Raw genomic sequence first — 10,692 nt, 5'->3', positions numbered from 1 at the left:
CGATCTCGGCCAGCCGGGCCGGCATCTCAGGCATCCCGCCAGGCTACCGGCGTGGGGGGGGGGGGGGGGGGGGGGGGGGGGGGGGGGCGGGCCCCGCCCCCCCCCCCCCCCCCCCGACGACGCGCCCCGGGTGGCCGACTGCCACGACCCGGGGCTGCTGCGGAAGCGACTGACCCGACTACGCGACCGGTTGGCCGCCGAACTCGGTCCACTGGACGCGCCGCCGGTCGAGGACTGCCTGCCCGCCTTCACCGGCTTCGCCGCCCGGGTGACGGTGGTCGACCGGGCGTACCTGGCCGGAGTGCTGCGGGCGGGCACCTGCGTCTTCGAGGGGGCGCAGGGGGTGCTGCTGGACGAGTGGCACGGCTTCCACCCGTACACGACGTGGAGCACCACCACCTTCGCCAACGCGGAGGCGCTGCTCGCCGAGGCGGGCCTGGCCGGCACCGCCCGGCGGCTGGGCGTGCTGCGTACCGTTACCACCCGGCACGGGCCGGGTCCGCTGGTCACCGAGGACCGGGCGCTGCCGCTGACCGACCCGCGCAACCCGACCAACCCGTGGCAGGGTCGCTTCCGGTTCGGCCACTTCGACGCGGTCGCCCACCGGTACGCCCTGGAGGTGGCCGGCGGGGTGGACGGGCTGGTGCTCACCCACCTCGACCTCACCGACCGGCCGCTGCGGATCTGCCGCCGCTACGACACCGTGGACCGGCTTCCGGTCGGTCCCCCCGGCGACCTGGACCGGCAGGCCGCGCTCACCGACCGCCTGCTGGCCGCCCGCCCGGTGTACGACGACCCGCCGGCCGACTGGGTGTCGGCGGTCGAGGACGAGTTGGCCGCCCCGGTGGTGCTCACCTCGCACGGCCCCACCGCCGAGGACAAACGACCGGTGCCGGCCGAGGGCAGGCAGTCGCCGGCCGAGGGCAGGCGATCGGAGTCGACCGGGGCGGAGCAGTCGGAGTCGGCCGGGGCGCGGCGGCCGGGGTCAGCGGAGGTAGGCGACCATCTCGTCCCGGCTGCGCGGTAGTCCGTACTCGCCGAGCAGCAGCGAGAAGTTCGCGAACCGACTGCCGTCGATCGACCACGGCAGCGGCGAGGAGGCCAGCACCTCGGCCAGCCGCCGCTGCCGGTCGGTCAGCGCCTCCGGCGGCGTCCCCTCCGCGAGCGGCCCGTCGGGGAAGGCCAGGCGGAGCGCTTCGGTCGCCACCGGCAGCGCCTCGACGCCCTCGACGGCGGGCAGCCGGTCGAGCAGCGCGTCGAATGCCCGAGCGGCGTGCCGCGGCCCGACCTGCCGGAGCGCCAGTGCGGCGTAACCGGCCAGGTCTCCGTCCAGGAACGGCACCGGAATGTCGTCGGCGGACCGCCGTCGCCCGCGCGGGACGGCGGTCGTCCAGCCGAGCAGTTCCTCGACGGTCGCGTCGTCGGCGTCCGACCCGAGCACCCGGGCCCGTGCCACGGCGGCGGCCCAGCGGACCACCGGACGCGGGTCGGTCAGCAGCGCCGGGTCCGGCGCGGCCCCGAGCAGCCCGGCGGCCACCAGCGCGGTCGCCGCCACGTCCGCCTCCCGGAGACGCGCCGGCTGGCCGGCCGTCGACCCGTCCGCCGTCGGTTCGTCCGCGCCCGCCGGCTGCGCGGTGGTGGTCCTCCCGTCGGCCGCCAGCGCCGTGGAGACGGCCCCGAGCAACGCCGGCACGCTCCCGGCCGCCTCCTCCGGGAACCAGGCCAGGGCGTACGCCGCCCCGGCACGCAGCCCCGGCTCCGGGTGGGCGAGCAGGGTACGCAACATCGGCACCCCGGCCCGCACCGCGTCGTACGTGGCCAGCTCGTAGTAGGCGAACAGCCGGTTCTGGTCGTCCTTGTCCAGCGCCCGCAGGTACAGCGCCTCGGGGTCGTCGTTCTCCTCCGAGCTGGGCGGCTTGGCGGCGAGCAGTTCCCGGCCGCCCTCGGACACCCGGCGGTACTCCGCCACCGGGAAGCCGTCCGGCAGCCAACTCTCGTCGTAGCCGATCGCCAGGCAGGTCACCAGGTAGAGCGCCAGGTCCCGGTCCGGCGTGGCCGGGTCGGCGACCATGTCGAGCAGGAACGGCACCGCGTACGCGCTCGCCTCGTACCGGCTGCCCTGGTGGAAGATGTTGCTGTAGAGGTCACCGAAGGCGCTTTCACGCACCGTCGCGTCGGGTGAGCACAGCGCGCGAAGCTGGTCGGGGACGTCCCCGGCCGACCCGTAGGCATGGCCGAGCCGCCGCCAGTCAATGTCATCGATCCGGTCGAGCATCCGCCCATCCTCGCCCACCCCACCGACAGGCCGGGTCGCCTCTCCGGACGGCTCGTTCCCGCCCGCCCCTCCGGACCGCTACCCGCCCGACCGCTCCGGACGAGGTCCCACTCCGCCCTCCGGTCTGGAAGGCGTCCCCACTCCGCCGCCGGGTGCGGAGGGCGTCCTCACTCCGCGGCCGGATGCCAGGTCTCGCCGCGCAGCAGCTGGTCCGCGCCGAGCCAGGCGATGTTCATCATCCGGGTGGCGGTCTTCGCCGGGTCGGCCTCGGGGTGGTCGGCAAGCCAGTCGGCCAGCGACTCGGTCGCGCCGACCAGGGCGTACGCGATCACTTCCAGGTCGGTCTCGCGGACCTCGCGGCCCTGGGCGCGCAGGGCGTGGTCGAGCATGCCGGCGACCACCTCGACCATCCGGCTGCGCATGGCGGCCAGTTCCCCGGCGAACGGCTGCTCGCCCCGCGCCTGCCGGTAGAGCACGACCCAGCCGTCGCGGTGCGCGCCGACGAATCCGAAGAACGCCCGCAGCCCCCGCCAGAGCCGCTCGTCGGCCGGCAGGTCGGGAGCGGCTGCCCCGGCGATGGCCTCCACCATGCGGGTGCCCTCCCGGTGCAGGCAGGCGATGAAGAGCTCCTCCTTCGTCCCGAGGTACGCGTAGACCATCGGCTTCGAGATGCCGGCGTCCTCGGCGATCTCGTCCATGCTGGCGGCGTGGAAACCCCGGCGGGAGAAGGCGCGGACGGCCGCATCGAGCATCTGCTGCTCGCGAACGGCCCGTGGGAGACGACGGAACGCGGGAGGGCTGGACACCTTGCGAGCATACCTACTCGTGCGTAAGGTTACGCTAGAGTAGGCAAATCTACCCGTGCGCCCCGAGCCGACGCGGAACCCGCGCGGTGCGACGGCGTCACGACGTCCGGAAGGTTTCCCATGACTGACTTCGATCCGGCCACCTTCTCCTCGTACGGCCCCAAGGAGTTCGCCAAGCTCGTCAAGTCCACCCCGGACAAGAAGATCTCCGAGGTGATGTCGGGCGACCTGCGGGGCAAGGTCCTCGACGAGGTGTTCAGTCGGATGCCGTCGCTGTTCCGCCCCGAGAAGGCCGGCTCCACCAACGCGGTGCTGCACTGGAACATCACCGGGCGGCCGGACGGCGGTTCCGACACGTACGAGGTCGTCATCGAGAACGGCACCTGCACGGTCAACTCCACCCCCGAGCGGGAGCCGAAGCTGGCCCTGACCCTCGGCCCGGTCGAGTTCCTCAAGATCGTCGCGGGTGCGGCCAACCCCGCCATGATGTTCATGACCGGCAAGCTGAAGGCCAAGGGCGACCTGGGCCTGGCCGCCAACATCCCCAACCTGTTCGACATCCCCAAGGGTTGAGATGTCCGAGTTCTCGCTCGACCTGAACGAGGAACAGCGGGATCTCCGCGACTGGGTGCACGGCTTCGCCGCCGAGGTCGTGCGCCCGGCCGCAGCCGAGTGGGACGAGCGGGAGGAAACCCCGTGGCCGGTCATCCAGGAGGCGGCGAAGGTCGGCCTCTACGGCTTCGAGTTCCTCGTCACCTGCTTCGGTGACCCCACCGGCCTCTCCCTCCCGATCGCCAGCGAGGAACTCTTCTGGGGTGACGCCGGCATCGGGCTGAGCATCTTCGGCACCTCCCTCGCCGTCGCCGCCATCTACGGCTCCGGCACCCCCGACCAGCTCGTCGAGTGGGTGCCCCAGTGCTTCGGTGACCCGGAGTCGCCGGCCGTCGCCGCGTTCTGCTCCACCGAACCCGAGGCCGGCTCCGACGTCGGCGCGATGCGCACCCGGGCCACCTACGACGAGGCACACGACGAGTGGGTGCTGCGCGGGCAGAAGGCGTACGCCACCAACGGCGGGATCGCCGGGGTGCACGTGGTCACCGCGTCGGTCGCCCCCGAGCTGGGCTCGCGCGGGCAGGCCGCGTTCGTCGTACCGCCGGGCACGCCGGGGCTGCACGCCACCCGGAAGCTGCGCAAGCTGGGCCTGCGCGCGTCGCACACCGCCGACGTCTTCCTCGACGAGGTACGCGTACCCGGCCGCTGCCTGCTCGGCGGTCGGGAGGCCCTGCGGGAACGCCTGGACCGGGCCCGCTCCGGCCGGCGCGCCTCCGGTCAGGCGGCGATGCGTACCTTCGAGCTGTCCCGTCCCACCGTCGGCGCGCAGGCGATCGGCGTGGCCCGGGCCGCCTACGAGTACGCCCTGGAGTACGCGAAGACCCGGATCCAGTTCGGCCGGCCGATCATCGAGAACCAGGCGGTCGCGTTCGCGCTGGCCGACATGAAGATGGAGATCGACGCGGCCCGGCTGCTGGTGTGGCGGGCCTCCTGGATGGGGCGCAACGAGAAGCCGTTCGCCGCCGGGGAGGGCTCGATGTCCAAGCTCAAGGCGGGCGAGGTGGCCGTCGCGGTCACCGAGAAGGCGGTGCAGCTGCTCGGCGGCGCCGGGTTCCTCCGCGACCACCCGGTCGAACGCTGGTACCGGGACGCCAAGATCTACACCATCTTCGAGGGAACGTCGGAGATCCAGCGGCTGGTGATCGCCCGCGCCATCTCCGGCATCCAGGTGCGCTGACCACCACAACGTCGCCGGCCGGCTGTGTCGGGTGGTAGCAGGAGCAGAGCAGCACGGAGCAGAGCGGAGCACGGGCACAGCGCGGAGTGAAGCGGTGCGGAAGGGAGCCGGGATGGGTCTGCCGTTCGTCATCACCACGCTGGCTCGGCGGGGGCTGCTCGCCCCCGGCGGACCGGTCCGGGTCGCCGCCCAACTCAACGCGCTACGCCGGTGGGGTTTCAGCCTCGCCGGGGAGCTGCGCCAGGCCGCTGCCCGGGACCCGCACCGGGTCGCGGTGGTCGACGAGCACGGCACCGGCACCAGTTACGCGACCCTGCTCGATGAGTCCGAGCGGTTGGCCCGGGGGCTGCGGTCGGTGCTCGGGGTGCGCAGCGGGGACCGGGTGGGGGTGCTCTGCCGCAATCATGCCGGCCTGATCGAGACGATGGTGGCGACCACCCTGCTCGGCGCGGACGCCGTCCTGGTCAACACCGGGCTCTCCGCCGGCCAGCTGGTCACCGTCGCCGAGGAGCAGCGGTTGCGGGTGCTGGTGCACGACGACGAGTTCGCCGACCGGATCCTCGGTCTCCCCGCCGGGGTGCAGCGGATCGACGAGCGGGGGCACGCCGATCTGGTCACCGGGGCGATGCCCGGCACCCTCGTCCCGCCGGCCCGGGGTGGGCGGACCATCGTGCTGACCTCCGGCACCACCGGCACGCCGAAGGGGGCCCGGCGGCCCACCCCGAACGGTTTCGGACCGCTGGTGTCGATCATCGACCGGATCCCGCTGCGGGTCCACGACCGCGTCATGATCACCGCACCGCTCTTCCACACCTGGGGGTACGCCGCCCTTCAGGTGTCCTTCGCGCTGCGCGCCACCATCGTGCTGCACCGCCGGTTCGACCCGGCCACCACGGTGGACGCCCTCGCCGGACAGCGCTGCGACGCGTTGTTCGCCGTACCGGTGATGCTGCAACGGTTGCTGGAGGTTCCGCCGCCACGGCCCCGCCCGCCGCTGCGGGTGGTGGCGGTGAGCGGTTCGGCGCTGCCGGGTGCGCTGTCCCACGCCTTCATGGACAGCTACGGCGACGTCCTCTACAACCTGTACGGCTCCACCGAGGTCTCCTGGGCCTCCATCGCGACCCCCGCCGACCTGCGCGCCCACCCGAACACGGCGGGCCGGCCGCCGCACGGCACCCGGGTCGCGATCGTCGACGGGGCCGGGCAGCCGGTGCCACCGGGCCGGGTCGGGCGGATCCTCGTCGGCAACGAGATGCTCTTCGACGGGTACACCTCGGGTGCCGGCCGCGAGCGCCACGACGGCCTGCTCGACACCGGTGACCTGGGGCGACTCGGCACCGACGGGCTGCTATTCGTCGACGGTCGCGCCGACGACATGATCGTCTCGGGTGGGGAGAACGTCTTCCCGTCCGAGGTGGAGGACCTGCTCGCCCGTCTCCCCCAGGTACGCGAGGTCGCGGTGATCGGCGTGCCCGACGACAAGTACGGCCAGCGCCTCGCCGCCTTCCTCAGCCTGCATCCAGGCGAGAGCCTCGACCCGGAGGCGGTACTCGAGTACGTCCGGCACCACCTCGCCCGGTTCTCCGTCCCCCGGGACGTGACATTCGTCGCGGCTCTGCCCCGAAACGCCACCGGCAAGGTCGTGACCAGGGAACTTCGTCGTCATCTCGACTAACAGCTCGATGCCACGGAACCGCTCGATCATGTACGCGACCAGGCCGTCGGGGAACTCCGTCCACAGTGGTATTTTCGGTCGCCTTCCTCCCCCGTCCGGAAATGTCCAGGAGCTTCCATGGCAGGAGTTCGTCGCCGTCGTGCCCTCGGTCTGCTTGCCCTAGGAGCGTCCGCGGCGACCGCCGGTGCTCTCTGGCCCCCCGCGAGGTCCCGGGACCAGCGGGCCGTCGCGGGCCGGCTCGGCTCGTTCACCCCGGCCCACACCGGCTCCATTCCAATCGTCTCGGAGAACCAGGCTCCCGGCAGCACCTGGCCGCCGGCCGACAGCCGGCGGCCGGGCGTCGACGACCGCCGCCGGCAGATCCAGGGGTACGCCTCGGCGACCAGCGTCGCGCACGGTGAGGCCATCGACTTCCACGTGGCGGTCGACCCGGCCGGACCGTACAAGATCACCGTCGTCCGACTCGGCTGGTACGGCGGGACCGGCGCCCGCGAACTGCTGACCAGCCCCGAGCTGCTCGGCGAGCCGCAACCGGTGCCCACCCCCGACCCGGAGACCGGGGCGCTGGTCTGCCGCTGGCCGATCTCCTGGACGCTGCGCATCCCCGACGACTGGACCTCCGGGCTCTACCAGGCGGTCTTCACCTCGGCCGAGGGCTGGCGCGGGTACACCCCCTTCGTGGTACGCGACGACCGCCGGGCCGCCGCGCTCTGCGTGGTGGTGCCGTTCACCACCTACCAGGCGTACAACCAGTGGCCGTTGGACGGGACGACCGGCCGCAGCCTCTACTACGGCTACCGGGACGGCGTGCTGGACGCCGAGCGGCGCGCCTTCGATGTCTCCTTCGACCGCCCGTACGCCGGCGACGGCTGGCCCAAGCACTTCGACCGCGACCACGACTTCGTCTGCTGGGCGGAGCGGCAGGGCTACGACCTGACGTACGCCACCACCGAGGATCTGCACAGTGGCCGGCTCGACCCGACCCGGCACCGGGGCATCGTGTTCTGCGGCCACGACGAGTACTGGTCGAGGCCGATGCGGCTCGCGGCGGAACGCGCGGTGGCGGCCGGGACCAGCCTGGCCTTCCTCGCCGCGAACAGCGCCTACTGGCACATCCGGCTGAGCCCCTCCACGGACGGGCGACCCGAACGGCTGGTCACCTGTTACAAGACGTCACCGGACCCGGGAGTGGACGCTGCCGGACCGACGACCCTCTGGCGCAAGGTCGTCCCGGACGGCCGCGACGCCGAGCAGGGCCTGCTCGGGATCCAGTACAACGGCATCGTGACCGTCCCGCAGTCGCTGGTGGTCGCCCGCGCGGAACACTGGTTCTGGGCCGGCAGCGGCGTGGCCGACGGCGACCGGATCCCCGATCTGGTCGGTGGGGAGGCCGACGGCATCGTCCGCGGGCACCCGAGACCCGCCGGGGTCACCGGGGTCACCCTCGGCACCGCCTCGTACCAGAACCCGTACCGCCGGCGGCTGGTGCAGCACACCCACCTGTACGAGACGCCGCAGGGCGGGCTGGTCTTCGCCGCCGGGACGCTCTTCTGGACGATGGCCCTGAACCGCGCCAGACGCCGGGACGAACGGATCGAGCGGGCCACCGGCAACCTGTTGGACCGGATGGCCCGCCTCCGGTGACCGGATGCCGGGGTGGGCGGCGTTCCCGGCATGGTCGTGGCCCGCACGTGCCGCCCCGAGCGGTCCTGCCGAGGTGCCGGACGCTCAGCCCGGCAGGGTGACCGCTCCGCGTACCGCCGCGTCGGCGATGTCCCGCCGGTGGTGCGAGCCGGGCAACTCCACCCCGTCGACCAGCGCGTACGCGGCGTCCCGGGCAGCGGCGAGGTCCGCACCGGTGGCGGTGGCGCAGAGCACCCGGCCCCCGGCGGAGCGCAGCGCGCCGTCGGCGTCCCGGCGGGTGCCTGCGTGGATGATGCCCGGACGCTCCGCGCCGGTGATCACGTCCCCGGTGCGTGGGGTGCCGGGGTAGTTCGCGGCGGCCAGCACCACGGTCACCGCGGCCCCGTCGCGCCAGCGCAGCGGCGGATGTGCGGCGAGCGTGCCGGTGGCCGCCGCGTGCAGCAGCCCACCGAGGGGCGATTCCAGCAGGGCGAGCACGACCTGGGTCTCCGGGTCACCGAACCGGGCGTTGAACTCGATCACCCGGGGACCGGCGGCGGTGATCGCCAGGCCGACGTAGAGCAGACCGGCGAACGGGGTGCCCCGACGGCGCATCTCGGCCAGCGTCGGGTCCACCACCTCCCGCATCACCTGGTCGACCAGACCGGGCGGGGACCACGGCAGCGGGGCGTACGCCCCCATGCCGCCGGTGTTCGGGCCGGCGTCGCCGTCACCGACGCGCTTGAAGTCCTGCGCCGGCAGCAGCGGCACCGCCGCCTCGCCGTCGGTCACCACGAAGAGCGACACCTCGGGCCCGGCGAGGTACTCCTCGACCACCACCCGCCCGCACTCTGCGGCGTGGGCCAGCGCGGCGGCCCGGTCGTCGGTGACCACCACGCCCTTGCCGGCGGCCAGCCCGTCGTTCTTGACGACGTACGGCGGCCCGAACTCGTCGAGGGCGCGGGCGGTGCCCGCCTCGGCGGTGCAGGTGTACGCGCGGGCGGTGGGCACGCCGGCGGCGAACATAACGTCCTTGGCGAACGCCTTCGAACCCTCCAGTCGGGCCGCCTCGGCGGACGGCCCGAAGCAGGCGACGCCCTTGGCGCGGACCGCGTCGGCGACCCCGGCGACCAGGGGCGCCTCCGGCCCGATCACCACCAGGTCGACGCCCTCCTCGACGGCCAACCCGGCTACGGCCGCCGGATCCGCAGTGTCGACCTGCCGAAGCTCCGCCACACCCGCGATCCCCGGATTGCCCGGTGCCGCGATCAGTCGCTCGACGGACGGATCAGCCACCAGCCCGAGCGCCAACGCGTGTTCCCGGCCCCCACCACCCACAAGAAGTACCCGCACGGGCCCCGATCCTACCGACCCCACCTTGCGCCCTAGTTGATCAAGAGGTTCGCGTCAGGATCGGCTGTCCCGGTGACGCCAACTCCTTGGTCAACTCAGCGAAAGAGGGCTCGGCGGATGGTGTGGGGGATGTAGCGCGGGTCCAGGGTGTCCTGCCAGGTGAACCGAAGCACCGCCCAGCCGGCGTTGACCAGGCGGTTCTGCCGCCTGCGGTCAGCCAGGACCGCCTCCGGGAGGCTGTGCGGTCCCCGGCCGTCGGCCTCGGCGAGCACCCTCGGACGCCGCCAGCCGAGATCACCGACACCCAGCAGGTGACCGTCGCCGTCCCGGACCTCCAACTGGAGGGTGTCCGGCGGCACCCGACCGTCGACGCAGCGCAGCCGGGTACGGGTCTCCAGCGGGGACTGCGCCCGCCCGTCCGCCTCGCCGAGGTAGCCCCGGGCCGCCACGGCACCACGACGACCGTGTAGTGCCCGACCGATCGCCGGCAACTCGGTGGGCGACACCAGACCTCGGAACAGGGCGGAGTCGAGCACGCAGACCGCCGGGTACCGACCGACGCGGAGGATCACGTCCGCCAGCGTCCGTTGGGCGGTGGTGCAGCGGACACCGTCGACCACGGTGAGATCGCCGGGCGACGTGGTCAACTGGTGCACCGCGACGAACGGATCGGCTCGGCGCTGCGGTCGGGGCCGGTGTACGGGCACCGAGACGTGGACGATCGCGGTGCGTCGCAGCCCGGCGATGCCGTGCAGTTCGGCGGCGGTGTCGAGGACGGCGTACGCGTCTTCGCCCAGGCTGGCGACGACAGCGCGAATCCGCGCCCGGCGCAACCCAGCCACGTCCACCCCGGTCACGTCCAGGCCGGTCACGTCCAGACCGTCCGCGTTGCCGGCGGCTACACCCGACGCCCAGGCGGCCACGCCTGGCTCCCAGGTGACCGCGCCTGATTCCCTGGCGGCGGCCATGCCCGACGCCCCGGCGACCGCGCCTGATTCCCTGGCGGCGGCCATGCCCGACGCCCCGGCGACCGCGCCTGATTCCCTGGCGGCGGCCATGCCCGACGCCCCGGCGGCCGCGCCTGATTCCCTGGCGGCGGCCATGCCCGACGCCCCGGCGACCGCGCCTGATTCCCTGGCGGCGGCCATGCCCGACGCCCCGGCGGCCGCGG

9 protein-coding genes are annotated in these 10,692 nt (G+C 73.5%); 5 read left to right on the top strand and 4 right to left on the bottom strand.

What is annotated here, in order from left to right; all coding sequences use genetic code 11:
* Positions 1-130: 130 nt before the first annotated feature.
* Positions 131-1,027 carry an adenylosuccinate synthetase gene (locus ACIBJE_RS09890; protein ID WP_396745763.1) on the top strand — a complete coding sequence of 299 codons (897 nt, stop codon included), beginning with the start codon at positions 131-133 and terminating at the stop codon, positions 1,025-1,027.
* Here the strand turns inward: ACIBJE_RS09890 and ACIBJE_RS09885 are convergent.
* Together ACIBJE_RS09885 and ACIBJE_RS09880 are read right to left on the bottom strand one after the other, a co-directional pair.
* Positions 986-2,275, bottom strand: a complete 1,290-nt coding sequence (locus tag ACIBJE_RS09885; protein WP_396745761.1) for a hypothetical protein — start codon at positions 2,273-2,275, stop codon at positions 986-988. The genes ACIBJE_RS09890 and ACIBJE_RS09885 overlap by 42 nt on opposite strands.
* A gap of 167 nt (positions 2,276-2,442) precedes the next feature.
* Complete coding sequence (locus tag ACIBJE_RS09880) at positions 2,443-3,081, bottom strand: TetR/AcrR family transcriptional regulator (protein ID WP_396745759.1); 639 nt, start codon at positions 3,079-3,081, stop codon at positions 2,443-2,445.
* A gap of 120 nt (positions 3,082-3,201) precedes the next feature.
* On the opposite strand from ACIBJE_RS09880, the gene ACIBJE_RS09875 reads away from it, so the two are divergent.
* The 4 genes from ACIBJE_RS09875 to ACIBJE_RS09860 all read left to right on the top strand — a co-directional run bounded on the left by ACIBJE_RS09875 (position 3,202) and on the right by ACIBJE_RS09860 (position 8,189).
* Positions 3,202-3,654 carry an SCP2 sterol-binding domain-containing protein gene (locus ACIBJE_RS09875; protein WP_396745756.1) on the top strand — a complete coding sequence of 151 codons (453 nt, stop codon included), beginning with the start codon at positions 3,202-3,204 and terminating at the stop codon, positions 3,652-3,654.
* Between the two features lies 1 nt (position 3,655).
* Positions 3,656-4,870 (top strand): acyl-CoA dehydrogenase family protein, encoded by a 1,215-nt coding sequence (locus ACIBJE_RS09870; RefSeq protein ID WP_396745753.1) that lies wholly within the window; start codon positions 3,656-3,658, stop codon positions 4,868-4,870.
* Positions 4,871-4,982: 112 nt separating this feature from the next.
* Positions 4,983-6,545 (top strand): AMP-binding protein, encoded by a 1,563-nt coding sequence (locus tag ACIBJE_RS09865; protein WP_396745750.1) that lies wholly within the window; start codon positions 4,983-4,985, stop codon positions 6,543-6,545.
* Between the two features lie 117 nt (positions 6,546-6,662).
* Positions 6,663-8,189, top strand: a complete 1,527-nt coding sequence (locus ACIBJE_RS09860) for a N,N-dimethylformamidase beta subunit family domain-containing protein (RefSeq protein ID WP_396745746.1) — start codon at positions 6,663-6,665, stop codon at positions 8,187-8,189.
* 84 nt (positions 8,190-8,273) lie between these two features.
* On the opposite strand, the gene purD is transcribed toward ACIBJE_RS09860, so the two are convergent.
* Positions 8,274-9,521, bottom strand: a complete 1,248-nt coding sequence (gene purD, locus ACIBJE_RS09855) for a phosphoribosylamine--glycine ligase (protein ID WP_396745742.1) — start codon at positions 9,519-9,521, stop codon at positions 8,274-8,276.
* Positions 9,522-9,616: 95 nt separating this feature from the next.
* On the bottom strand, positions 9,617-10,489 hold the full coding sequence (locus tag ACIBJE_RS09850; protein WP_396746651.1) for a hypothetical protein: 873 nt from the start codon (positions 10,487-10,489) through the stop codon (positions 9,617-9,619).
* Positions 10,490-10,692: the final 203 nt, after the last annotated feature.

Origin of the sequence: Micromonospora sp. NPDC050187, from assembly GCF_044459745.1 — a bacterium.
Lineage (GTDB): Bacteria > Actinomycetota > Actinomycetes > Mycobacteriales > Micromonosporaceae > Micromonospora.
The sequence above is the reverse complement of the archived record's forward strand: the minus strand, read 5'-3'. Positions and strand labels throughout refer to the sequence as shown.

Bases quoted from the DNA above. Each gene is read 5' to 3' on its own strand.
- ACIBJE_RS09865 (WP_396745750.1), top strand. From the start codon at position 4,983: ATGGGTCTGCCGTTCGTCATCACCACGCTGGCTCGGCGGGGGCTGCTC.
- ACIBJE_RS09870 (WP_396745753.1), top strand. From the start codon at position 3,656: ATGTCCGAGTTCTCGCTCGACCTGAACGAGGAACAGCGGGATCTCCGC.
- ACIBJE_RS09885 (WP_396745761.1), bottom strand. From the start codon at position 2,275: ATGCTCGACCGGATCGATGACATTGACTGGCGGCGGCTCGGCCATGCC.
- ACIBJE_RS09850 (WP_396746651.1), bottom strand. From the start codon at position 10,489: ATGGCCGCCGCCAGGGAATCAGGCGCGGTCACCTGGGAGCCAGGCGTG.
- ACIBJE_RS09875 (WP_396745756.1), top strand. From the start codon at position 3,202: ATGACTGACTTCGATCCGGCCACCTTCTCCTCGTACGGCCCCAAGGAG.
- ACIBJE_RS09860 (WP_396745746.1), top strand. From the start codon at position 6,663: ATGGCAGGAGTTCGTCGCCGTCGTGCCCTCGGTCTGCTTGCCCTAGGA.